General features: G+C 33.7%; 30 protein-coding genes. 2 read left to right on the top strand and 28 right to left on the bottom strand.

From position 1 onward, the window contains the following. From dxs to BHF71_RS11110, 27 genes are all read right to left on the bottom strand, one after another. The gene (dxs, locus tag BHF71_RS11240) at window positions 1-1,887 is read right to left on the bottom strand and encodes a 1-deoxy-D-xylulose-5-phosphate synthase (protein WP_069657707.1); all 1,887 of its coding nucleotides are present in this window, start codon (window positions 1,885-1,887) and stop codon (window positions 1-3) included. Beyond that, on the bottom strand, window positions 1,874-2,491 hold the full coding sequence (locus tag BHF71_RS11235; RefSeq protein WP_069657706.1) for a hypothetical protein: 618 nt from the start codon (window positions 2,489-2,491) through the stop codon (window positions 1,874-1,876). The genes dxs and BHF71_RS11235 overlap by 14 nt, the downstream gene beginning before the upstream one ends. 712 nt (window positions 2,492-3,203) lie before the next feature. Continuing rightward, complete coding sequence (locus BHF71_RS11230; RefSeq protein ID WP_425425408.1) at window positions 3,204-4,118, bottom strand: polyprenyl synthetase family protein; 915 nt, start codon at window positions 4,116-4,118, stop codon at window positions 3,204-3,206. A 2-nt stretch (window positions 4,119-4,120) separates the two neighbouring features. Continuing rightward, window positions 4,121-4,390: an exodeoxyribonuclease VII small subunit gene (xseB, locus tag BHF71_RS11225; RefSeq protein ID WP_069657705.1), complete on the bottom strand. Its 270-nt coding sequence runs from the start codon at window positions 4,388-4,390 to the stop codon at window positions 4,121-4,123. Next, window positions 4,383-5,741: an exodeoxyribonuclease VII large subunit gene (gene xseA / locus BHF71_RS11220; protein ID WP_069657704.1), complete on the bottom strand. Its 1,359-nt coding sequence runs from the start codon at window positions 5,739-5,741 to the stop codon at window positions 4,383-4,385. Before xseA ends, xseB begins: the two co-directional genes overlap by 8 nt. Before the next feature lie 16 nt (window positions 5,742-5,757). After that, a complete protein-coding gene (gene folD, locus BHF71_RS11215) occupies window positions 5,758-6,615 on the bottom strand; it encodes a bifunctional methylenetetrahydrofolate dehydrogenase/methenyltetrahydrofolate cyclohydrolase FolD (protein WP_069657703.1) in 858 nt (285 codons plus the stop codon). A gap of 87 nt (window positions 6,616-6,702) precedes the next feature. Beyond that, complete coding sequence (locus BHF71_RS11210; RefSeq protein WP_069657702.1) at window positions 6,703-7,668, bottom strand: Kae1-like domain-containing protein; 966 nt, start codon at window positions 7,666-7,668, stop codon at window positions 6,703-6,705. A gap of 33 nt (window positions 7,669-7,701) precedes the next feature. After that, complete coding sequence (gene nusB, locus BHF71_RS11205; protein WP_069657701.1) at window positions 7,702-8,127, bottom strand: transcription antitermination factor NusB; 426 nt, start codon at window positions 8,125-8,127, stop codon at window positions 7,702-7,704. A 90-nt stretch (window positions 8,128-8,217) separates the two neighbouring features. Further along, window positions 8,218-8,433 carry a DUF2273 domain-containing protein gene (locus BHF71_RS11200; RefSeq protein WP_069657700.1) on the bottom strand — a complete coding sequence of 72 codons (216 nt, stop codon included), beginning with the start codon at window positions 8,431-8,433 and terminating at the stop codon, window positions 8,218-8,220. A 13-nt stretch (window positions 8,434-8,446) separates the two neighbouring features. Beyond that, the gene (gene amaP / locus BHF71_RS11195; RefSeq protein WP_084024520.1) at window positions 8,447-9,001 is read right to left on the bottom strand and encodes an alkaline shock response membrane anchor protein AmaP; all 555 of its coding nucleotides are present in this window, start codon (window positions 8,999-9,001) and stop codon (window positions 8,447-8,449) included. Window positions 9,002-9,199: 198 nt separating this feature from the next. Beyond that, window positions 9,200-10,552, bottom strand: coding sequence for an acetyl-CoA carboxylase biotin carboxylase subunit (gene accC, locus BHF71_RS11190; RefSeq protein WP_069657698.1), 1,353 nt, complete (start codon window positions 10,550-10,552; stop codon window positions 9,200-9,202). A 13-nt stretch (window positions 10,553-10,565) separates the two neighbouring features. Beyond that, window positions 10,566-11,069: an acetyl-CoA carboxylase biotin carboxyl carrier protein gene (accB, locus tag BHF71_RS11185; protein ID WP_069657697.1), complete on the bottom strand. Its 504-nt coding sequence runs from the start codon at window positions 11,067-11,069 to the stop codon at window positions 10,566-10,568. Between the two features lie 406 nt (window positions 11,070-11,475). Next, window positions 11,476-12,048: a SpoIIIAH-like family protein gene (locus tag BHF71_RS11180; RefSeq protein ID WP_069657696.1), complete on the bottom strand. Its 573-nt coding sequence runs from the start codon at window positions 12,046-12,048 to the stop codon at window positions 11,476-11,478. 49 nt (window positions 12,049-12,097) lie between these two features. Next, entirely contained in the window at window positions 12,098-12,733 is a 636-nt protein-coding gene (gene spoIIIAG / locus BHF71_RS11175; RefSeq protein WP_069657695.1) for a stage III sporulation protein AG, read from the bottom strand. Between the two features lie 21 nt (window positions 12,734-12,754). Next, complete coding sequence (spoIIIAF, locus tag BHF71_RS11170; protein ID WP_069657694.1) at window positions 12,755-13,417, bottom strand: stage III sporulation protein AF; 663 nt, start codon at window positions 13,415-13,417, stop codon at window positions 12,755-12,757. 11 nt (window positions 13,418-13,428) lie between these two features. Continuing rightward, complete coding sequence (gene spoIIIAE, locus BHF71_RS11165) at window positions 13,429-14,595, bottom strand: stage III sporulation protein AE (protein ID WP_141705396.1); 1,167 nt, start codon at window positions 14,593-14,595, stop codon at window positions 13,429-13,431. Window positions 14,596-14,607: 12 nt separating this feature from the next. After that, window positions 14,608-14,997 carry a stage III sporulation protein AD gene (gene spoIIIAD, locus BHF71_RS11160; RefSeq protein WP_069657692.1) on the bottom strand — a complete coding sequence of 130 codons (390 nt, stop codon included), beginning with the start codon at window positions 14,995-14,997 and terminating at the stop codon, window positions 14,608-14,610. Window positions 14,998-15,014: 17 nt separating this feature from the next. Next, entirely contained in the window at window positions 15,015-15,218 is a 204-nt protein-coding gene (spoIIIAC, locus tag BHF71_RS11155) for a stage III sporulation protein AC (protein ID WP_069657691.1), read from the bottom strand. 12 nt (window positions 15,219-15,230) lie between these two features. Beyond that, window positions 15,231-15,749: a stage III sporulation protein SpoIIIAB gene (gene spoIIIAB / locus BHF71_RS11150; protein WP_069657690.1), complete on the bottom strand. Its 519-nt coding sequence runs from the start codon at window positions 15,747-15,749 to the stop codon at window positions 15,231-15,233. Next, window positions 15,742-16,713 carry a stage III sporulation protein AA gene (gene spoIIIAA, locus BHF71_RS11145; RefSeq protein ID WP_069657739.1) on the bottom strand — a complete coding sequence of 324 codons (972 nt, stop codon included), beginning with the start codon at window positions 16,711-16,713 and terminating at the stop codon, window positions 15,742-15,744. The genes spoIIIAB and spoIIIAA overlap by 8 nt, the downstream gene beginning before the upstream one ends. 112 nt (window positions 16,714-16,825) lie before the next feature. Beyond that, complete coding sequence (locus BHF71_RS11140) at window positions 16,826-17,272, bottom strand: CD1247 N-terminal domain-containing protein (RefSeq protein ID WP_069657689.1); 447 nt, start codon at window positions 17,270-17,272, stop codon at window positions 16,826-16,828. Between the two features lie 76 nt (window positions 17,273-17,348). Further along, a complete protein-coding gene (locus BHF71_RS11135) occupies window positions 17,349-17,618 on the bottom strand; it encodes a YqhV family protein (protein ID WP_069657688.1) in 270 nt (89 codons plus the stop codon). A gap of 168 nt (window positions 17,619-17,786) precedes the next feature. Further along, window positions 17,787-18,344, bottom strand: a complete 558-nt coding sequence (gene efp / locus BHF71_RS11130; RefSeq protein WP_069657687.1) for an elongation factor P — start codon at window positions 18,342-18,344, stop codon at window positions 17,787-17,789. A 51-nt stretch (window positions 18,345-18,395) separates the two neighbouring features. Next, complete coding sequence (locus tag BHF71_RS11125) at window positions 18,396-19,466, bottom strand: M24 family metallopeptidase (protein WP_281179283.1); 1,071 nt, start codon at window positions 19,464-19,466, stop codon at window positions 18,396-18,398. Between the two features lie 32 nt (window positions 19,467-19,498). Next, window positions 19,499-19,936: a type II 3-dehydroquinate dehydratase gene (aroQ, locus tag BHF71_RS11120; protein WP_069657686.1), complete on the bottom strand. Its 438-nt coding sequence runs from the start codon at window positions 19,934-19,936 to the stop codon at window positions 19,499-19,501. Between the two features lie 88 nt (window positions 19,937-20,024). Continuing rightward, the gene (locus BHF71_RS11115; protein ID WP_069657685.1) at window positions 20,025-20,507 is read right to left on the bottom strand and encodes a YqhR family membrane protein; all 483 of its coding nucleotides are present in this window, start codon (window positions 20,505-20,507) and stop codon (window positions 20,025-20,027) included. Window position 20,508: 1 nt separating this feature from the next. Continuing rightward, entirely contained in the window at window positions 20,509-20,973 is a 465-nt protein-coding gene (locus BHF71_RS11110) for a hypothetical protein (protein WP_069657684.1), read from the bottom strand. Between the two features lie 169 nt (window positions 20,974-21,142). On the opposite strand from BHF71_RS11110, the gene BHF71_RS11105 reads away from it, so the two are divergent. Beyond that, window positions 21,143-22,084, top strand: coding sequence for a DUF1385 domain-containing protein (locus BHF71_RS11105; protein ID WP_069657683.1), 942 nt, complete (start codon window positions 21,143-21,145; stop codon window positions 22,082-22,084). Window positions 22,085-22,113: 29 nt separating this feature from the next. Then, window positions 22,114-22,395, top strand: coding sequence for a hypothetical protein (locus BHF71_RS11100; RefSeq protein ID WP_069657682.1), 282 nt, complete (start codon window positions 22,114-22,116; stop codon window positions 22,393-22,395). Between the two features lie 41 nt (window positions 22,396-22,436). On the opposite strand, the gene BHF71_RS11095 is transcribed toward BHF71_RS11100, so the two are convergent. After that, on the bottom strand, window positions 22,437-23,163 hold a 727-nt coding region (locus tag BHF71_RS11095; protein WP_245683866.1), incomplete at its 5' end, for a transposase.

Here is a 23,163-nt window from a genome sequence, read left to right as displayed (position 1 = left end):
TTACGCCCTTCGCTTATGTTTTGTCGCAATATATCTAACTTGATTAACAATATTATCTACAGATAACCCTACAAGTTCTCTTAACTTAGGTATACTTCCTTGTTCTATAAACTCATCAGGTATACCCATTATTTTAATATCAATGTGATCTAGATTATTGTTAGCATAGAACTCCAAGATGGAGCTACCGAATCCTCCTGAAGTAATTCCCTCTTCGATCGTTAAAATTTGAAAATGTTTCTCAGCTAATTGAAACAAAAGTTCCTCGTCCAGCGGTTTGATGAATCTTGCATTGATTACCATCGGGAATATTCCGAATTCTTCTAGTCGCTTTGCAGCCTGTTCTGCTAATGAAACCATTGGTCCAACGGCTAAAATGGCGATACCATATCCTTGTTTAACTATCTCAAATTTACCAATCGGTATTTGACGTAATTCTGGATCAAGCTGAACACCAATACCACTACCTCTAGGATACCGTACTGCAATAGGACCATGATGATGTTCAACTGCTGAATAAAGCATGTGTTGCAATTCATTTTCATCCTTTGGCATCATTACAGTCATATTAGGTAAATGGCGTAAGTAAGCTATATCAAATACTCCATGGTGGGTTTCACCATCATCTCCCACAAAACCAGCTCGATCTATCGCGAAGGTAACATGGAGATTTTGTCTTGCCACGTCATGTAATATCTGATCATAAGACCTTTGTAAAAAAGTGGAATATATAGCCAATACAGGTTTTAAACCATCTATGGCTAATCCAGCTGCCAATGTTGTTGCATGTTGTTCCGCTATCCCCACATCAAAAAATCGTTCTGGAAAAACACGCTGAAATTTATTCAAACCCGTTCCACTAGGCATAGCAGCTGTTATAGCAACTACATCAGAATTTTTCTTTGCAATATTGATAATTGTTTTACTGAATACTTCAGTATATGTTGGAGGTCCTTCTTTTTTGAGAACCTCTCCTGATTCAATTTTATATGGACTAATACCATGAAATTTATCAGCATTTAACTCTGCCGGTCTATAACCTTTACCTTTTTTGGTAACTACATGTACTAACACCGGGCCATCAGTTTTATCAGCTAATTTTAATGTAGTAAATAAATCCTCAAAATTATGACCATCAATAGGACCAAAATAGGTCAAACCCATCTCTTCAAAGAGAGCACCATTAATCACTAAGTATTTTAGACTATCTTTAATTTTTTCTGCTGCCTTAGCCACTTTACCGCCAATAGCTGGGATCTTCTTCATCAAAAACTCAATTTCATCTTTCACTTTCAAATATCTTTCGTTAGTTCTTAACCTTTCTAGATGATTATGAATAGCACCAACATTAGGAGCGATTGACATGGTATTATCATTTAAGATAACCATCATTTTACGCTTTTCATGTCCAATATGATTTAAGGCTTCTAAAGCCATTCCACCGGTTAGTGCCCCATCACCAATGATCGGAATAATCCGATGTTTTTCCTGTTTTAAATCCCTTGCTATTGCTAAACCCATTGCTGCAGATAAAGAAGTACTGCTATGACCAGTTTCCCATACATCGTGTTCACTTTCAGAACGCTTTGGAAATCCACTCAATCCTTTGAACTGACGCAATGTATGAAATTGGTTAGCTCTACCAGTAATGATCTTATGAACATAGGCTTGATGTCCAACATCCCAAATCAATTTATCCGTTGGGCTATCAAATAAATAATGTAAAGCTAATGTTAATTCAACAACTCCTAAATTAGGTGCTAAGTGTCCACCAGTCTTTGAAAGGTTCTCGATTAGAAATTGTCTAATTTCATAAGATAATTGTTCCAATCCTTTAATGGAAAGATTTTTAATATCTTTAGGGTCCTTAATGTTATTTAGCTCCATTTTTTCCCCCAGCTTTCCTTTTCATCTTTTTATTTCCATTATAAATAGTCATATTAAAATTCTTTTCCAAAAAAGAAAAGAATTTACCCACATATAATATAATTTTTGTAGAATTATTAATGGCGATTGTTTTGCCTACCGCCTTCCCTCCAACCGTTAATGCTGCAACGATCGAAGTAAATAGAACAGAAAGGATGGTATACAAATTAGAATTCTCTGTTTCGCCAAAGGAATAAACTAGTTGAATTACAACAATTGCAGTAGCAGTACCACTAACTATGCCACTAATATCTCCAATAACATCATTGCAAAAATTAGAGAATTTATCGGCATTTCTAACGATTTTAATTGCTTGTTTTGCTCCATTCAATCTTTCTGAAGCCATAGAATGAAACGGCTTTTCGTTAGCTGACGCAGCCGCTAAACCTAGCATATCAAAAAAAACACCGATAATAATTATGATAAATACCACAATCATCCCAATCGCCCAACTAACACCAGCTAAAATGCTAGTTGAGACGACAGTAAAAATGATTGAAAGTATCAATGTAACTACAGAAATAAAAAGACTCCACTTTAGAGAGTCATTTAATCCTAACTTCATCTAATACTTTCTCCTAATTTATATTTAAATATGTAGGAGTGGTAGCTCTTTGAGTAAACACTGTGGCTTAGGTCTAGTAGGTTTTCCCAAGAGAGACACCTTTTTGTCGCCAAAAAGGCGGTTTCCCTTTACGCTCTCTTCAATGTTGTTGCCAAACATTGGACTAGATTACCACTTAGTCCACACTTCAATCCTCAAAGAGCCTCTTCGTAGAACAGTCTAGGAGTTTTCCTCAACAATCTTTAACTTAGCCCTAGCCTCTTTTGCAATATAGATTTCATATAGAACAATACATATCCTTGGCCAGAGAATACGTATTGTTATCCTATAATCCCAAACTATATCACTCAAGGCAGGCTACGCTACACACAAGTTATTACTCGCATGTAGGTTCATACCCCAAGCCATAATACGAAGGATGCTACCTTCCTACCACGAACTTGGGCCTCCGCGGAAGGAGGGTCAACGCCCACATGCCATTGCGGATCGCCCTCCAACCTTAACTCCCAGTATCGACCCCCGACTGGGCGTCGCAAGCCAACACCAAGAACTTCATCGATGTGCCCTTTGGCGGATTTTTAGGCCCGCCTTCAGGCTAAGTAGATTGACTAGAATACTGCACCACTCCATCTTCACTAACTATTATATCATATTAAAGACTTCTTAACAAAAGCACTAAAAGGATATATTGGTAAATCTTAGAGTAGTTAATCTAATTTTCTCTAAAAATCAGATAATCGGCTATTCGACACAAATACTTAGTATCTATACCGATATCTTTAATCGCATCCTTTGCTTCATTACTTAACTTTCTCACTTCTTCTTTTGAAGCTTCAATTCCTTTAAAAAACGGATATGTTACTTTGTCATTTATTTGATCACTGCCCACCTGTTTTCCTAATTTTTCCGAGTCCCCAATTACATCAAGTATATCATCTTGAATCTGGAAAGCAAAACCAATATTTTCTCCAAATTTCGTTAGTGCTTCTAATTGTTTTTCGTTAGCTCCGGCTAATAATGCACCAAGACGAATCGAAAATACGATTAAATCACCAGTTTTATGAGCATGGGTATAGACAAGATCCTCGAAGGTGGTTGATGATTGGTCATTGGTTAAATCTACAACCTGGCCACCAACCATCCCAGAAGCCCCAGCGTAATCTGCAAACTCTTCAATGATTTGCAATACCCTATCTTTTGATACTTGGGAAAGATTCCTTAACTCTTTAGCCATATTACCAAATGCATGAGTAAGTAAGGCATCCCCAGCTAATATCGCAATTGCTTCACCAAAGACCTTATGATTGGTAAGTTTTCCTCGTCGATAATCATCATCATCCATAGCCGGTAAATCGTCATGAATTAGTGAATAAGTATGAAGTAATTCAATATTAATCACTACTGGTATAATCTCCATAATATCTTTATCGAAGGATTCATAAGTAGCTAAAGCTAAAATAGGTCTAATTCTCTTCCCACCAGCCATTAATGAATATTCCATGGATTTCTTTAAAATATCTGGAACATTATTTTTGGGAAGGTATTGAATAATAGCTTGATTGATCAATCCTGCTTTATCAGTCAAATATTCCTTAATCGAATTATTGGTATCGTTCATAACTTTCATTACTACTCCTTATGCAATTCCTCATATTCAAAAGGTTTTTTGATTATTTCTCCATCTTCTTCTAATAGTGTTTCAATTTTTAACTCAATATTTTCTAATTTTTTATGACAACGTTTTGCTAATTTCATTCCCTCTTGAAATAGATCTATTGCTATTTCTAAAGGAACATTTCCAGATTCCAATCTATCTACGATATTTTCTAGCCTCTCAATCGCTTGTTCAAAGGCTAATGCATTGATTTGGTCATCAGTTAATAATTCAATTTTATCCATTCTTTTTATCCTCCAGTCCCCACACTTGACAATCTAATTTCCCATCGTATAAATGAACTTTTATTAGATCTCCCGGTTGAACATCCTTAATTGATTTCAGCAATTTTTTCTCACTTTCATCATAGGCTATCGCGTAACCTCTTTGCATTACTTTTAAAGGACTTAGGGCATCAAGTTGTCCTAATTTAATATCCAAATTTTTTTGATAAATTTCCTTGATAACGCCTATTTCACGAATCAATTGTTTTGTTAAATGATTTAATCTTTCCTTTTGGTTAGCTAATTTTTGTTCAGGTTTTTCTTGTAATAACTTATGATATACGATTAGCAATTTCTCACGATGAATTGAGGTATTATTTGCTAAAGAATGGTGCAACCGGGTTTCTAGATGGTCAAGTCGTTGGGAATTTTCTAATAGATATTGCTTTGGGCGGCGAAAGACAATAGAATTAAGAAGCTTCATTAGTGAACTTTTAGCTTCTTCAAGCGTCTTATAAAATTGTCCTTCTAATCTATTTTCAAAATAGGTGATCCTATTTTTTAATTCCTCAATATTGGGAACGGCTAACTCAGCAGCGGCAGTTGGAGTGGCCGCTCTAACGTCTGCCACAAAATCGGCGATAGTAAAATCTGTTTCATGTCCAACTGCACTGATTACTGGTATTTGTGATTGATATATACTTCTAGCAACAATTTCTTCATTAAATGCCCATAGTTCTTCAATCGAACCACCACCGCGACCAACTATTAATAAATCAACCCCTTCATAGTTATTCATCTGTTCAATCGCATCGGCAATTGATTTAGCAGCATCCTTCCCTTGAACTAATACTGGGAAAATCAGTAGATTAATCAAGGGATACCTTCTTTTTATCGTAGTAATCATATCCCGAATAGCTGCTCCAGTTGAAGAAGTAATTATTCCTATAGTTTGTGGAAAGGAGGGGAGCGCTTTTTTCTTTTCTTGAGCAAACAGTCCTTCAGCTTCTAATTTTTGTTTTAGCTGTTCAAAGGCTAAGTATAGTTGCCCTATCCCGTCGGGTTGCATTTCCTGAACATAAAATTGATATTGGCCATCTCGTTCATAAATGGATATATATCCCCTAGCTAAAACTTTTGTTCCATTTTTGGGGATGAATTTAAGAAAACGATTATTACCCGCAAACATGATAGCTCGTAATCTACTTGATTCATCTTTTAAAGTAAAATACATATGACCGCTAGAATGATGAGTGAAATTAGAAATTTCTCCACGAACCCAAATATTTGCGAGGACAGAATCATCATCTAAAACTGATTTTATATAGCTAGTAAGCTCAATTATTGAAAAAATTTTGCCCCGTTCACCCAAGAATAAACCCTCCAATTTACTTTAATCCATTGATCCTTTTTGCAGCTTCAACCGTATTTTTCATTAACATTGTAATTGTCATTGGACCAACTCCACCTGGAACAGGAGTTATATAACCAGCAACTTCAGAAACACCTTCAAAATCACAATCTCCCACTAACTTACCACTTTCAAGACGATTTACTCCAACATCAATTACAACAGCACCTGATGCTACATACTCCTTAGTTATCATTTGAGCTCTTCCGACCGCGGCAATAAGAATATCTGCTTGTTTTGTTATCTCTTGGAGGTTTTTAGTTTTTGAATGACAAATTGTAACCGTAGCATCTTCACGTAATAGTAGCATAGCAACTGGTTTACCAACAATATTGCTTCTACCGACTACCACTGCATGTTTACCCCGTATTTCCGTGCCTGTTCTTTTAATAAGTTCGATGATTCCATGGGGAGTACAAGGTAGATATGATTCTTCTCCAATCATCATTTTTCCAACAGTTACTGGATGAAAACCATCAACATCTTTTGATGGATCAATCGCATTTATAACTGCATTTTCATCAATATGTTTAGGTAATGGTAATTGCACTAAGATTCCATGAACATTATCATCTTCATTTAATCTTTTTATTTCGGCTAATAATTCCTCTTGGGTGATAGATTCTTCTTTCAAAATAACTTCTGACCTAATTCCAACTTCCTTTGAGGCCTTCTCTTTACCCTTGACATATGAATGTGATGCAGGATCATTTCCAACGAGAATAACTGATAATCCAGGAACAATACCTTTTTCTTTTAAGACTTCAATCTCCTTTTTTAGTTCTTCCTTGATTGATTTTGCAACCTCTTTACCACTAACTATTTGAGCAGACATTTCTCATTACCCCTTTACAATTTATTTATAAATAGTGTATATATTAAACCTTTTAATTGTAAAGTCATATAACAATATTCTAAAAATTCACTTTCCTTTTGTTAAATAATAATTTAAAGCGATATTAGCTACTCCATAGGCGTTATCCCCAGAATAATTCTTGTCAGCAAAATGTAAAGTCCCCCCAATGCTAGGGTGTTCTAACCGTCTAATCAAATAATCCCTAATATATTGATTTTGGGCCACGCCTCCTACTAGTAAAATCTCTTTTGGATGACCTGACTCCATCGCCTTTCGCAATACTTTTTCTATTGAAACTGCTATTACATGCTCGATACTTCTTGCAATCTCTTCTGCTGCTTCACCAAGCTGAATCCTTTTTTTTGCTTCCGTTTCTGCGCCAGAAAAATGGAACGAAAATCCCCTTATCGCTGATGGAATCCTATTAAAATCACTGGAACTTCTCCTAGCAATATCTTCTAAAAAACGACCTGCTGGAAAAGGAAGTCCTAAAGCCACACCTATGCGGTCAATTAATTGTCCCGCATGCAGATCAAGGGTACCACCTATTTTTTCAATCTGAAAATTAGTTCCATTATTCTCAATCAGTAAAATTTCACTCGTTCCACCGGATAAATGGACTGCCATAAAGCGATCATTTTGCAGTATGTTTTGAGAACTATAAAGCCCCGCTGAAATATGTCCTTCTTGGTGAGTGGTATAAATTAAAGGGAGCTTAAAAGTAGCAGCCATACTTTCGGCAACTGCTAGACCAGCCATAAAAACGGGCATGTATGACCCCTCTACAGGTCTAGGTGCCTTGCTAACCGCAATAGCACTCAACTTATATTCCGTTAGGCCCTTTGCTTCTTTAAAAAGTTGAGGTAAGTTTTTAACATGTTGGAATAATGCATCTGACTGTTTTAAACCCTTTTCCCCATCTTTTACAAGCAAAAGTTGTCTATTCTCGAATATTACTTTACGATTTTCATCGATAAAGCAGATTGATGTCATGTAGTTACTGGTATCAATACCTAAAAAGATTTTATCCATATTTAACACCTAACTAATCTATTACATAAATCACTATTTAGATTCTTTATTTTTTGATTCAAAATTTTCTCTAACAATTGAGCCTAATACACCATTTATAAATTTCGCAGATTCCGCCGTACCGTATAGTTTTGCCAACTCCACTGCTTCATTTAGGGTTACACTTACTGAAATATCTGGCTCATATAAAAGTTCATATACCGACATCCTAAGGATTGCCCGATCTATATTGGGAAGTCTTGGTATAGTCCATCCTTTTAAATACTTAGAAATTAATTCATCAATCTCTTTTAAATTTTGATATGTACCCCTAACTCTATCTTCAATAAAAGAAAAATCCTTTTCCTCTATAATTTGTTCTCTTTTTAAAGAATGAATCACTTCATCAACATCATTTTTAGCTACATCCACTTGAAATAATATTTGTAAAACTCTTTCTCTTGCCTCTCTACGTTTCACGTTCATTCTCCTTACCTTTAATTAAATTAAATAAAATTCCTATATTATATTATCATACCAAAAAGCAAAAACCACCATACAAGGTGGCCATCATTTAAAAAATTTGTCGGGAAGAATTTCTTCTAAAACATCTCTTAAATCCTCATTATTATCATATTTTTTCCCAAAATAAAAACCTAAAGCAATAAAACCACTAAAAATGATTGTTTTCCAAAATCCTACTAATAAAAAGATTAGTCCCACAAATGCACCGACACCAATCCCGACCATTGTACCCGGATGTTCTTCCCACAACTTCATAAACATCTTCTGAACACCCCTATTCTACTCGAGCTTTTCTAATACTAGATTGACTAATATTAGCTACAAGTACATGAACTTGATTTACTGAAATACCTGTAACTTGTTCAAGATTATGTTTAACATTAAGTTGAAGTTCATTAGTGATTTGTGGAATCGGAGTCTCACCATCAACTAGTATTTTAACGATAATAGAAACAGAACCATCATCTTCTATTTTAACTTTAGGTTTTTGTTCTTTAACGCCCTTAACTTTAGAAGATACCTTTGATGTTAAGGTTTCTAAAGTATCTAATGAAATCTTAATATCTCCAATTTCAGTTCTTTTACTGGAAAAGGAAATTGCTCGTTTAGTACGTAATCCTCTGGAAATCAAGTATATACTGAACAGGATAATTAGTATGCTGACGATCATTGCAATTAGTTTCCCATTACTCTGATAGTATAAAAGATCAATAACACCTAGTATTAAATCATATTTAATTAATCTAAAGATAAATAGTAATGTAAATAACGCTAATAGCATAAAAAGAAGACTATATAATAATAAAAACACACGCTCTAATATCCTCATATCCTAGGCCGCCGACTTAGGTATAGTAAAACCTATCAAAAAAGCTTACAGTTTGTATAGATACTCATTATTTTGATAGGATGCAAAGCTTCTATTAAGCCGACGGTTCTCACCTCTGTTAAATTATTTTGCTTTGCATTTTTTAACTATTGCCTTACAAAAATAAGGTGATGATTTGAATAAAAGAGGATCGATTTTTTAGCCTAATTCCTTATAAATTGGATACTTTTCTAAAAATTTTGTATCAAACTCACCCTTTTTATATAATTCATGACTTAATAATTTTAAATGAAAGGGAATTGTAGTATATATCCCTTCAATTGCAAACTCTTCTAAAGCCCGTTTCATCCGTTCAATAGCTTCTTCCCTGTTTTTCCCCCATACTATCAACTTTGCTATCATTGAGTCATAATATGGTGTGATAGAATACCCTGGATATACAGAACTATCTATCCTAACTCCATTGCCACCCGGAGGTAAGTAAAAATCTATCTTACCCGGAGAAGGCATAAAATTCTTTGCTGGATTCTCGGCATTAATCCTACACTCTATCGACCAACCGTTGATTTCTATATCTTCTTGAGTAAAGGATAAGGGTTCTCCAGCAGCTATCTTAATCTGTTCCCTAATCAGATCTATTCCAGTAATTTGTTCTGTAACGGGATGTTCAACTTGAATTCGAGTATTCATCTCCATAAAATAAAATTTATCTTTTTCAAGCAAAAATTCAACCGTTCCAGCCCCACGATAATTTACAGCTTTTGCGGCTTTAACAGCAGCATCTCCCATTTTCGCCCGTAAATCTTCTGTTAGGGCTGGAGATGGTGCTTCTTCAATTAATTTTTGGTGCCTTCTTTGGATAGAACAATCCCTTTCACCTAAATGGACAACATTCCCGTACTTATCGGCTAAGATTTGAATTTCAATATGTCTTGGTTCTTCCAAGTATTTTTCAAGGTAAACACCAGGGTTACCAAAGGCTGTCTCTGCCTCTTGTCTCGCCATCTTTAAGGACTTGATTAACTCCTCTTTGTTATATGCAACCCGCATTCCTTTGCCGCCACCACCAGCTGTAGCTTTAATTATAACCGGAAAACCTATTTCCTCAGCTAGTTGTATTGCTTCTTCTTCATCTTCAATTATTCCATCAGATCCAGGAACAACAGGAACCCCAGCATTCTTCATAGTTTCTTTAGCAACTGCCTTCTCACCCATTTTTTGAATCGCCTCAGGACTTGGTCCTATAAACTCAATCTGAAAGGACTCACAGACCTCAGCAAAATCGGGATTTTCAGCTAAAAAACCATAACCAGGGTGGATAGCATCAGCCTCAGTCAACTTAGCAACACTGATAATGTTAGCAAAATTCAAATATGATTCTTTAGATTCTTTTGGGCCTATACAATATGCTTCATCAGCTAATTTTACGTGTAAAGAGTCATGATCAGCCTCGGAATATACAGCTACGGTATATATCCCAAGTTCTTTACATGCTCGAATAATACGAACAGCAATCTCGCCACGATTTGCAATCAATACTTTATGGAACATGTTAATCCCCTTCCTAATCAACCTTCACCAAAAATAACGGCTGACCATATTCCACTAATTGTCCATCTTCTACAAGAACTTCCATGATTTCCCCTTTAACTTCTGCTTCAATTTCATTAAATAACTTCATGGCTTCAACGATACAAACAACCGTATTTTCATTAATTTTATCCCCAACCCTTACAAATGGGTCTGAATCTGGCGAAGGAGCCTTGTAAAATGTACCAACCATTGGAGATTTTATTTGATGAAAATTTTTATTTTCTACTTCAGATTTATTAGGTTTTGAATTTTGTTCATGTTGTTGCTGTATGTCAGCTTCTGTTTGTGCGATAGCTGTAGCATGCTCCTGTGAGAAAGTTGGTTGAACTGGTTGCGGAGATACTGTAGTCAATATCTTCTCGGGAGATTGTTTTTTTAGTGTTATCTTTGAACCTTCATGTTCTAGCTCAAACGTATGTATGTTTGATTTGTCAATCAATCTAATGATTTCTCTTAACTCATGAATCTTAAACACCTTATCCTTCCTCCATTCTATAAAGAATTACATCTTAATCTATTATTTCCCTTACTTCTCTACATAGATAGCCAACTACAATGTAAAATCAATAATGATTATACATTATATTGAATAAAATTTAAAGTTGTCAGACTCTTGATAATTCCATAATTTATCATAAATTAACAAAAATGCTAACTAGTCTTTTCAAAAAAGTATTTTGCATAAGTTGTATTTTGTATAAGTGCGGCTTTTGGGAGTAAACGGACAAGGTGAGCACGTTATAAAATATAACTTTTGATATATCAACAAAAATAAAAACGTTTTTTTTCAAAATGGTGAAAAAATTTTATTTAAAAGCAAAAAATAAAACCCGATTTCTAATCAAACGGGTCTTGTAAATAATCAATAATCTCTTATTAACCTATTTTACAGTTTTAATGTGAACATTGACTGCAGGTACTTTCAGACGATCACTTACCATTTTAATAATTTTAACTGCTTCAGTCTTTGATAGAGAATCAGTTTGAATTATTACGTCTACTGATGTATCATTGCTAAAGACCACGACGTCTTTATAGCCATCAGCCATAATTAATTTTTCTAATACAAATTCAGATTCCTCAACCGTCTGTAAATACTCGATTTTATCTTGGATTCCAGTAATCGCTTCTTCCGATAGACTATTATTTAACAAAGCATAGAGGTTATCGAACTGTTTGCTTCTACTTCTGTCCCTTTCCATTTTTAGTCCAATTAATAAATCACTACTATCTATTTCAATAGCCTCAACATCATCAACTACCCCTAAATCACCAGTGCTTTCATCTATTATCATTTCTGTAATAGCTGGATCAGTATTTTCTAAATTATTATCAACTACTTCTGTTGGGATCAGTGGTTCACTAACTAAGTAATACGCTGATAATACAACCATTACAGTTAACATTGTTAATACCCACACTGTCTGCTTAGAGTTTTCGACCGCCTTTTTCATTTACTCTCCTCCTCACTTAATTCCGTATTAAATCATTGATTACATACAGTTAACTCTTTCTTGGCAAAATTGCAATTTTATATGGGGGAACATCTAATAACCTTTGAACTGCCTCGGTTATCATAGCTTTAATTTTTATATTTTCCGCCCCTTTTGCAACTATCACTACCCCCCTTACCTTTGGCTTTACTGTTTTTATCACCAGTGGCTGTTCTCCATCATCTGTACGATATAATACTACCTGCTCTCCACGATTAATATCAGATATTTCCCGAATACCTCCTTGGCTATCCTTCTCTTTAGTTATCTGTTCTGAGTAATCAATATCCTTCTCATAAATAATTTCTTCAGTTGAATCTAAATTTACTTTTACTGTAACCTCTTTCACTCCTATCATGTCTGTCAGAATTTCAGTTAATTGATTCTCAAACAATTTTTCATATTCTTGCATAGTTTTAGGTTTAGAATCTCTATCGATCAATCCTGATGTTTCTTTTACCTGATTATCTAAGTTAGATTCATATGGAGCAACTTGTTCCGTTATTCCTATAAAAGAAGAGAAAATCATGATTGCTATACCAATCAAAATAAATAGTAGTAACCTATAAATTTTCATTCTTTTATTATCATTTTCACCCCCTATCAACCAGGTAAACCAGTTATCAGAATTTTTATCCTTATCCATTAGTCTAGTTCCTCCCCCTAACTATGTATCCGATTCTAAATGAATATAAATATATTCCTTAGGTATTCCCCACTCCTGTTGGATTAGGTTGTTCACCTCTTCAATTATCTTTTGTTCTGCTTCACTAGTTGTTTTTTGATTATAAGAAGATTCTCCTTGACCTAATTTAATGTTAACAATCTTAACACTTTCAACTTCTTTTATGGTTTCGTCTTCATTATCGACAAGCTCTTTTTTACTATCTGATAAATAGAGATCAATTCTCTGAATTTTCCACTTATCATCTTTTACTATGGCATCTAATTTAAGATCTTGTACTTTTATCCCCAATTTATTTTCTAAAATAGTTTTCAGATCTTTTTCCATTGTCTGTTCAACTTGATCTAGCATCTTCTTTTCATATAAACCTTTACCTTTGTCCTGGATACTCCTAAGTTGTTCTATCGTATTAACCTTTTTTCCAGAATATGATTGACTATTTAACTGCTGCGTCAATTTAGATAATAGAACATTGTCTGAAAAAATACTCATGATTGGAGAAAGTATTGCTAATATGATTAATAACCCCATCACCATTCGTGCATATTTTTGGATTTTCGAATTAGGTAATAAAATATCAACAAACGATGCTAGCAAAACGAGTATTATGATATCTTTAATCCAATTATTCAACCATTCAATCATTTACTCACATCCTATCGAATCATAACAGAAATATTACTTGCAGTGATTATGATTGAAAGTGCTAAGAAGAACATCAGACTTACCGTTGCTAATGCAGCAAATATAAAAATCAAATTTTTTCCTATCGTATTTAAAGTTTCAATAATTGGATTGTCACCTAATGGTTGTAAAATTGCAGCAGAAAAATTGTAAATTAAAGCTAATGTCAAGATCTTAATTGCCGGAAAAATAACGATTAATAATAAAATGAATATCCCTGCAATTCCAATAGCATTTTTAACTAATAGAGACACCCCAATCACCGTATCAGCAGCATCAGAAAACATTTTTCCGACGACTGGTATAAAGTTTCCAGTTATATATTTTGCAGTTCGCAGGGTCACCCCGTCTGCCACTGATGCTGTCACTCCTTGAACAGAGATAACACCTAAAAATATCGTAAGAAATATTCCTAGTAAACCAACACTAATATTTCTAATGAGCTTAGCCATTTGGGTTACTTGATATTTTTCAGAAATTGAACTAACAATATATAGTACACTTGAAAAAAATATTAATGGAAAGATGATTGTATAGATTGCAGTTCCAATAACATTAATCAAAAAAATTATTAAAGGATGGAACATAGCTGCAGATATAAAATTACCCATAGAAGATAAAAGCATAAGGACGATCGGAATTAAAGCAATCATAAAATTAATCATTTGTTGGATAGCATCTCTTGCTGAGCTGATTGCTACACTAAAGCTATTAATTGCAATTATGATCAACACCATGTAAGAAATATAAAAAGCTACTTTGCTTACGGCATTTTCTTCAAAAGTACTTTGAATATGTTGAAGAATCGTACTAAAAACGGTTAATAAAATTATCGTTCCAATCAATTTAGTGTTATAAAGTATCTCATAAAAAAAGTATTTTAAAATACCAGAAAAAAAAGTTTGAATATCAAAACTACGACTAGGTAGAATAAGTTCAAAAAGATTTCTTTGGTTTTCTGGAAAGAAGCCACCATATTTATTCATTAAATCATTCCAATATTGCTCTATTTTCTGGGTATCAAGATTATTAAGTTGTTCTTTGACTAATTCGTCAGTCGGATTTGCTTGGACAAAGTGTGAACTAATAATTAATAAAATCACTACTAGAAAAATTGTCGTCCGTATAAATCTATTCATTTTCACCATCCTTTAGTTAGGAATTAAATTGATTACTGTTTCAATAATTACACTAATGATCGGAACAGCCATAACCATTATCAATATTTTTCCAGCTAACTCTATTTTTGAAGCTATCGCCCCTTGTCCAGCATCCCTAGTAATTTGAGCACCAAATTCTGCAATATATGCTATACCAATAATCTTAAGAATCGTTTCAAGGTAGACCATATTTATATTTGCTCGTACGGCTAATCTTTCTAAAACCAAGATAATATCGGAAATTTTCTCTATTAAGAAAAAGAAAATAATTACTTCTGCAAAAATAATAATGAGGAAAGAAAACTGCGGGCTCTTATCTGTCAGTAAAGCTGTAAGTAAAGTAACGATGAGTCCTAAACCTACGATTTGAACTATTTCCATGTTTTCACCCTCTAAAATTATTGAAATAAAAATACCCGCTGAATCTCCTGGAACAGATCATTTACAAAAAAAGCAACCATATAAAGGATTACAACAAAACCGATAACTATTACCCAGTGTGCAACATCTTCTTTTCCCATCTGCTTTAGGATAGTATGGATCATTGCCAAAATAATTCCTATTCCAGCAATTTGAAAAATAGTTTCTATCTCAAATTGCATATATTCCACCACCTAATAAATCAAAATAACAATCAGCATTCCTAATAAAACTCCTAAATTTTTGCTTAGTTTTTCATAAGTTTTCTGTTCTTCTCTAGCCAAACTCTCTTCAGCGGCCAGATTTTGTATCGTCATACGGATATGTTTCATTTGGTCTTCTTTATCAGAAATCCCTAGAGTTTGACCAAAATTAATTAATATTTCTCGATCTTGCTTTTTTAATGATGTTTGATGAAAATGTTGATTTATCGCATCCTCCCAACATTCAAATGTGGAGGCCCCATCGAACTTTAGTAAATTTTCACTCATTGTTAAAAATATCAAACCTAAAGCCCCAGTTACCCTTTGACCTATATGCTCCATCGCTTGATAAAGTGGATTTGAACCATAAATGATTTCCGTTTCTAATATCCGTAAAGCTTGCCCTAACATTCTAAGTTGAATTGGTCGTTCTCGATAGAGTCGAGCTATATAAAACCCTCCAAAGGATGAAGCCGCAATTATCAAGGTTGCACCCAGTAATTTAAGCATAAATCCGTTCCTTACTTGTTACAGGCTTTAATTGTTCATCTAAAACGGTTTCTATCGTTCCGACCCCTCTTTTCCTACTCAATATGATATACCTTGAAAAAATTTCCTGTTGAATAAGAGAGGATAATGAAGGCCTTTTAGCGACTTCACCGACATTACTTCCATGTGCTGTAGCAATAACCTTGACTCCAGCATTCCTAGCTTCAAAGATTGCTAGAGCATCTTCTTTACGACCAATTTCATCAACAATTAAAACATCTGGGGACATTGACCGTATAAACATCATCATTCCTTCAGCCTTTGGACAAGCATCTAAGACATCCGTTCGCAAACCAACTTGATTTTGAGGTACTCCACGTACACATCCAGCGATTTCCGATCTTTCGTCAACGATTCCCACCTTTATTCCTGAAAAGTGATACTTAGAAATCCCCGAACTAATTTGTCTAGCAACATCTCGTAGTAATGTTGTTTTTCCACATTGGGGTGGAGAAATTATTAATGTATTACGAATACTCTTCTCTTTCCGGTCTATGATATAGGGCATTATAATATCTGCAGAACCGATTACTTGTTTAGCAATCCTAATATTAAAACTGGATATATCCCTAATGGTTTTTACTTCACCCTTTTCTAAAATAACTTTACCAGCAATTCCTACCCTATGACCTCCCTTTACAGTAATATATCCTCGTTTCAATTCCTCTTCTAAGCGATAAATGGAATGATTACTAATTAAATTCATTAATTTAAATGTATCTTCTCTAGTCGGATAATAAGCTTGCTCAATATTATTAGTTAATTGTCCCCTTGGAGTTAAAAAAGCCTGTTGATCTTCATAAATTATTTCTAATGGTAATTTTTCTCTAATTCTTATCTCCTCAATCTTTTCTTGAATTTCTTGGTTTAACTGTTCAATAATCCACCTAATATTTAAAGGTAAGATTGCGCTTATTTCCCCCAACATTCTTATATCCTCCTACTCCGTTTTAGGACGAACTTATTTCTTCACTAATACATATGCTGGCTTGACCAAATTATGCAAAAAAGAAAAGAGACCCTATAAAAAAGGTCTCTTAACCCTCAACGTCATCTTCAGCATCATTTATGTCATCTGAATCTATAATTATTGACTCATGACAGTTTGGACAGACAACTTCTGTAGGTTCATCATATTCAAATAATTCATGATCAACCATTATCGTATCGTGACAATTGGGACATTCTACTCGATAATACCCAATACCCACATCATCTTCATCTATTTCTACATCATCGTCATAGTCCTCTTCAAAATCATCATATTCATAATAGTCGTTTTCTAGCTCATTTAAATCCTCATCCATAATATTAATATAATCTTCTAAGTCGATAATACGATCTTTTGTTATTTTTAAAGAATTATTTAGATCAGATAATATCCCAATTATTTCTTCGAATACCTTACCTTCCTTCCTATCATATATGTCTAAGCCATCCGCCAAACCTTCTAGATAGGAAATTCTTTCCGATATTCTGTCCATTAAAATTCCTCCCATTATTCTTGCTAATTATCAACTTTTTTACATCCCTAGTATGTACTTTTTATGAGGAATTATCCTATTTTCTAATCCCAATTAAAATAAATAATACACCTGTTAAGATCCAGAGTAATTTTGAAAAAGAAAGTTTATCACTAAGGCCAATAAGTCCAATGGAAGTTGTAACAATGAAAACAATTGGTCCAACTACTATTAATGAAGAATTAACAATTAATGATTTATTGAGGTCATTTAATTTGAGCATTATGATCCCTGCTAGGATCTCTATACTTCCAGATAGAAATCGTAACATCGCCATACTGAGCACAAATTTGTTTATCATATCCATCTTTATCCCCCATTATCACACTAAAAACTTGACCATTATATAAACAACATATGCTAACAACTAACCAATTAATACCTACTAAAGAACAGTTGTACATCTTTAAACTTTTCAGTAAAAATAAAAAACCTATCCTCAAAAAAGGATAGGCTAGTGTATTTAGATATTTAATTAGGCCCGAGAAACATATTCGCCGGATCGGGTATCAATAATTAACTGATCTCCAACATTAACAAATAGTGGCACTTGAACAGTTAACCCAGTTTCTAGAGTTGCAGATTTAGTAGCACCTGTTGCTGTATCACCCTTAATTCCAGGTTCAGTATCAAGAACTTCTAAAATTACTGTATTAGGTAATTGGATACCGATTATTTCATCCTTGTAGTTCACAATATGAACATTCATATTTTCTTTAAGGAACTTAATTTCTCTTTCTAAACGACTTACTGGCAAGTTGATTTGATCATATGTTTCAGTATCCATGAACGTATACTCATCACCACTATTATATAGATACTGCATTTCTCTAGTCTCTATATGTGCTCTTGGAATTTTTTCTCCTGCACGGAATGTCTTTTCTTGAACGGAACCATTTCTCATATTTTTAAGTTTTGAGCGAACAAACGCTGCCCCTTTACCTGGCTTTACGTGTTGGAAGTCAATGACTTGCCAAATATCACCATCAACCTCTATTGTTAAACCTGTGCGAAAATCGTTAGTTGAAATCAAAGTAAACCCTCCTAGTATTTAATTTTATATATAAATTTATGGACAACAAAGTTAATCAATAATGATCAAATCTTTTGTAGATTTGGTCAGAATCTCATTCCCTGTTTCGGTGATTAATAAGTCATCTTCAATCCTTACTCCACCAAATTCAGGAATATAAATCCCTGGCTCGACGGTTACGAGCATACCTGGTTTTAAAACAGTTTCACCCTTGTGAGAAACGGTGGGAGCTTCATGGACATCAAGCCCGATTCCATGACCAGTACCGTGGCCAAAATATTCAGCATATCCATATCTCGCAATAATATCTCTAGTTAAAGCATCTGCTTCTTTACCAGTCATACCCGCTCGAATCTTATTTACACCATTTAACTGTGCCTCAAGGACAATATTATAAATTTCCTTTTGTTTTTCACTGGCCTTCCCAACTACAACGGTTCTAGTGATGTCGGAAACATATCCATTATATATTGCACCAAAGTCAATGGTTACAAAATCTCCTGTTTCGATCACTTTCTCACTTGCAATACCATGTGGTAATGCAGAGCGAAAGCCAGAAGCAACAATTATTTCAAATGAAGCCCCTTGCGCTCCTAATTCCCTCATCTTAAATTCCAATTCTAAACTAACATCAACTTCTTTTATTCCCGGTTTAATCACATTTAGAATATGAGAAAAAGCTTGATCAGCAATTTCTGTCGCCTTTTTAATCAACTTTATTTCTTCTTCATCTTTAACTATTCTTAAAGACTCAATAACTTGTGAGAGAGGAACTAATTTAACTCCAGAAAAACTCTCCTCAAACTTTTTAAAGAGAGAATAAGTAACGTCATCTTTTTCAAAACCTAAATTATGTACTTCAAAGTTAATTAATTGTTCCTTGACAGCATCAACAATTGACCCTGAGTGTTGTACAATTTCAAAAGAAGGAGCTTGTGTTTTTGCTTGTTGAATGTAACGAAAATCAGTAATAAAAATCGCTTTATTCTGGGTAATTAAAGCATAACCTGCACTGCCAGTAAACCCGGTAATATATCTACGATTACTAGGATTTGTGATCAGCATTCCATCAATCTGCTTTTCTTTTAAAAGCTCTCTTAATTTCCCTAACCGTTTCTCCACAATATCACTCCCTAATATAAATTAAAAATTGATCATTTATAAAAATCTGCAAAAAAATAAATGGCAGCAATATAGCCAAATACACCTAAACCTGATATTTGACCAATTGACACTGGAGCAATAACAGAATGCTGGCGAAAAGTTTCACGTTGATAAATATTTGAAATATGTACCTCTATCAATGGTATTTGAACAGCAGCGATGGCATCAGAAATAGCGTAACTATAATGGGTAAATGCTCCAGGATTCATAATAATCCCATCAAAATTACCCATGGCATCATGGATATGATCAATCAATTCACCTTCATGGTTAGACTGAAAAAAAGTCAATTCTAAATTTTTTTCCTCAGCAATTTGTAACATTTGTTTATTAACTTCTTCTAAAGTTGTAGTGCCATAAATTTTTGGTTCCCTCTTACCTAAGAGATTTAAATTAGGACCATTAAGAACTAATATTCTTTTTTTCATTGAAACTCTCCTAATGGGCTTTTTTCTCAAATATTTTATCATATAAAATTTTGTTTGAATAGTTTATTTCGTCATTCTCCTATTGATTTCAACTATCATCTTCAGTATTAAATTCTACGGATATCGAGTATCCAATAAAAAGACCTGTTAAAATATAAAGGCTTATCATAACTGAATTAGTGTTCAATCCTAGTTCTTTAACAGGTTTTGTCAGCTTTAATAATGGGTTCAGTAAGAAAAAAACTATCCCCCACAAAATAATCCCATAAATTATCCCTGCCCATGGTCCTTTGAATTTCACTAAGAATTTAGTGTAAATAAAGGTTGCTATTACACTATAAACAATAAAAAAAACTACCCCAATAAAATGACCCTGCCATTTTAGGACATAATCTGGATTTAAAAAAGGTTTAGCATAGATTGATGGACCTATATCAGTAAATTGTAAGTAATATGCTAGTAAAGATAATAGCCCCCATATTACCCCAGCTGATAGACCAATTGATAAAGTAAAGCCCCAAATTTTTGATTTCGCTTCCTTTTGCTGATTCTTACCTTCTTTTTCCACCATATTATTCCTCGTTCCCTACCTCGTAACCACTAATTAATAAGCGTTCTTTGATTTTGGAAATGAGCTTTTTAAGTAATTGATCTTTTTCCCCATTATTTTCTGGCACATTAATTTGCTCTTCATAATAAACTCTATAGTAGAAGTTATCTTCTTCAGCTATAGATATAACTTTTTCAACTTGAATTTCGTGCTCTTGTTTAATTTTTTCTATAAATTCTGTTTCATTAATAATTCCTGCTTTCGGGTAAGTAATTCCAAACAAAGCATGAATATACCTAGACTCGTAAGGATATATCTCAATTTCTACATAAGGACTTTCATCATTAGCCAAATCTAATCTTCCATGAATTTTAATATAATGATCATGAATAACTGCTCCTAATGGTTGTTCAATTAAAGTATGTACTAAGGTAACAGGTACCGTCTCATCTAATATGTCAATAAAACGTTTGATAAAGAGTTCCATCGTAAATCCCCCTATCTGAAAGCATAATGTTTTATAGAATTTCTATCTACTAGTATCTAAATAAGTGTTAAAAGATATACAAAACAAGGAAAAATATTTTAATTAATAGCCGAAAAAGAAAATTCATGATAAAATTACTTTTATAAATCTTCTGCTTGGGGTGATTTTTTTGTCTAACAAAAATACTCAATGTTACGGCGGGCAAGCTGTTGTCGAAGGGGTTATGTTTGGTGGAAAAAAATATAGTGTAACAGCCATTCGCCGCAAAAATAAACGCATCGATTACTTTGAAATACAAAATAAGGAGAAAAAGTCAGTTTCCTATTTAAAAAAAATCCCCTTTTTAAGAGGTATTGTTGCATTAATCCAAGCTTCTGCTAACGGCTCTAAGCATTTGAATTTTTCAACTGAACATTTTGATTTAGACCCTGATGAGGAAAAAAATATAAAAGATGAAAATATTTCGAATTTGACAATGATCTTAGGTGTAGCAGTGGTAGGAGTGTTATCTTTTATATTTGGTAAAGTTATTTTTACTGCACTACCAGCGTTTTTAGCAGAATTGTTTTTCGGTAAACTTGTTCCTAACCAGTTTTACAATAATCTGATTGAGGGTGGTATTAAGATAATTATCCTATTCATTTACATCATCGCCATCTCTCAAGCTGCTTTAATTAAACGCCTTTTTCAATATCATGGTGCGGAACACAAAGTCATTAATGCATTTGAAGCTGGTGAGGAATTAACAGTTGAAAATGTTAAAAAATATTCTCGTTTTCATTATCGTTGTGGAAGTAGTTTCATAATTTTCTCTGTTGTCATAGGAGTTTTAATATATTCATTTTATAACGGATTTATCAGTGAATATAATTCGATCTGGGATAGGATTATTCAACGTATAGCTTTAATCCCAGTTGTTATCGGTGTATCTTATGAGGTTTTACGTTTTACTAATTTATTGCGTGATATGCCAATACTTAAGTGGTTAGGTTTGCCAGGAATTTGGTTACAATACTTAACAACTAAAGAACCTGATGAATCTCAAATTGAGGTTTCAATTGCCGCTTTTCAGCGATTGAGAGAATTGGATAACCAGTGCGAACTATCTTAGATTATTTCTTCAACGAAGGAGTGTCATAAATGAAGAGATATAACGCATTTACTTGGATAATTATTTTCCTAATATTGATTGGCTTTTTTACCACATTAATAAATAACTTTTTTGATTTCATAATTCCAATTCTAGTATTCGGTTCAATCTACTATTTTTTAAAACACCCAGAAAAACTTAATGCCATTTTTTATCGGAAGTATAGACATAATAATCCATTTAATTTTAGCCGAAAACATTATAAACCAAGAAAAAACAATATAAAATTTAAAGTAATTGATGGTAAATTTAGAGATATTAATGATGATTAAAATAACAGAAAAGCCGTAGATACGGCTTTTCAGACTGAAGACTAACCTCGTGCTAAATTACCTAGCATGAGGTTATTTTTGTCAAAAATGCTTAAAATCCTGGATGAAATAAAAAATTGAGAGCGATTCGGACGTCTCTTCCACGTCCAATTCGCTAGCTTTTTCAAATTCATGGCAGCAAAAACTAACATCGCCTGCATCGAGACTTTTTTCAAACCTCTTAACGTAGTCCAACGCAAACCATGTTTCTCTTTCATATCTGCAAATACTCTTTCTATTGTTTCTTTTCGCTTTGCATATAATCTCTTGTTTTCTTCTGTGTGTCTTAAGTGATCCACTTCTTCGATATAATCTTCCCATATATGTCTATGTATCATCTTCGTATAATTTTTACTCTGTGTACATGATGATAACAATGAACAGTTTTTACAAATCTTTGGATTAGATGCATACTGTTTATAACCTTCTCTTGTTGTGGTTTGATATGATAGTATTTCTCCCACTGGGCAGATGTAACAGTCATAATATTCATCATATACATACTCATGTTTTCTCATATATCCGCTTTTTGTTCTGGGACGTGTATAAGGCATTACTGGTCGAATATCTTGATCTGATAAGTATTTTGCGATATAAGGTGTTTTATATCCAGCATCTACTACGACTGCACTTGGCTTTTCCACTTTCTCGATTACTTGATTAACTATCTTATCTAACACTTTACTATCATGTACATTGGCTCCTGTAACAAGTGTACCAAGAACAAAT

The organism is Vulcanibacillus modesticaldus (assembly GCF_001730235.1).
GTDB lineage: Bacteria > Bacillota > Bacilli > Tepidibacillales > Tepidibacillaceae > Vulcanibacillus > Vulcanibacillus modesticaldus.
Note: the sequence above shows the minus strand (reverse complement) of the source record. Positions and strands in the feature narration are given on the sequence as shown.

Coding starts and splice junctions, on each gene's coding strand:
- dxs (WP_069657707.1), bottom strand. CDS start 1,887: ATGGAGCTAAATAACATTAAGGACCCTAAAGATATTAAAAATCTTTCC.
- BHF71_RS11235 (WP_069657706.1), bottom strand. CDS start 2,491: ATGAAGTTAGGATTAAATGACTCTCTAAAGTGGAGTCTTTTTATTTCT.
- BHF71_RS11230 (WP_425425408.1), bottom strand. CDS start 4,118: ATGAAAGTTATGAACGATACCAATAATTCGATTAAGGAATATTTGACT.
- xseB (WP_069657705.1), bottom strand. CDS start 4,390: ATGGATAAAATTGAATTATTAACTGATGACCAAATCAATGCATTAGCC.
- folD (WP_069657703.1), bottom strand. CDS start 6,615: ATGTCTGCTCAAATAGTTAGTGGTAAAGAGGTTGCAAAATCAATCAAG.
- BHF71_RS11210 (WP_069657702.1), bottom strand. CDS start 7,668: ATGGATAAAATCTTTTTAGGTATTGATACCAGTAACTACATGACATCA.
- BHF71_RS11200 (WP_069657700.1), bottom strand. CDS start 8,433: ATGTTTATGAAGTTGTGGGAAGAACATCCGGGTACAATGGTCGGGATT.
- amaP (WP_084024520.1), bottom strand. CDS start 9,001: ATGAGGATATTAGAGCGTGTGTTTTTATTATTATATAGTCTTCTTTTT.
- accC (WP_069657698.1), bottom strand. CDS start 10,552: ATGTTCCATAAAGTATTGATTGCAAATCGTGGCGAGATTGCTGTTCGT.
- BHF71_RS11180 (WP_069657696.1), bottom strand. CDS start 12,048: ATGAAAAAGGCGGTCGAAAACTCTAAGCAGACAGTGTGGGTATTAACA.
- spoIIIAG (WP_069657695.1), bottom strand. CDS start 12,733: ATGGATAAGGATAAAAATTCTGATAACTGGTTTACCTGGTTGATAGGG.
- spoIIIAF (WP_069657694.1), bottom strand. CDS start 13,417: ATGATTGAATGGTTGAATAATTGGATTAAAGATATCATAATACTCGTT.
- spoIIIAE (WP_141705396.1), bottom strand. CDS start 14,595: ATGAATAGATTTATACGGACGACAATTTTTCTAGTAGTGATTTTATTA.
- spoIIIAD (WP_069657692.1), bottom strand. CDS start 14,997: ATGGAAATAGTTCAAATCGTAGGTTTAGGACTCATCGTTACTTTACTT.
- spoIIIAC (WP_069657691.1), bottom strand. CDS start 15,218: ATGCAATTTGAGATAGAAACTATTTTTCAAATTGCTGGAATAGGAATT.
- spoIIIAB (WP_069657690.1), bottom strand. CDS start 15,749: ATGCTTAAATTACTGGGTGCAACCTTGATAATTGCGGCTTCATCCTTT.
- BHF71_RS11140 (WP_069657689.1), bottom strand. CDS start 17,272: ATGGACAGAATATCGGAAAGAATTTCCTATCTAGAAGGTTTGGCGGAT.
- BHF71_RS11135 (WP_069657688.1), bottom strand. CDS start 17,618: ATGGATATGATAAACAAATTTGTGCTCAGTATGGCGATGTTACGATTT.
- aroQ (WP_069657686.1), bottom strand. CDS start 19,936: ATGAAAAAAAGAATATTAGTTCTTAATGGTCCTAATTTAAATCTCTTA.
- BHF71_RS11115 (WP_069657685.1), bottom strand. CDS start 20,507: ATGGTGGAAAAAGAAGGTAAGAATCAGCAAAAGGAAGCGAAATCAAAA.
- BHF71_RS11110 (WP_069657684.1), bottom strand. CDS start 20,973: ATGGAACTCTTTATCAAACGTTTTATTGACATATTAGATGAGACGGTA.
- BHF71_RS11100 (WP_069657682.1), top strand. CDS start 22,114: ATGAAGAGATATAACGCATTTACTTGGATAATTATTTTCCTAATATTG.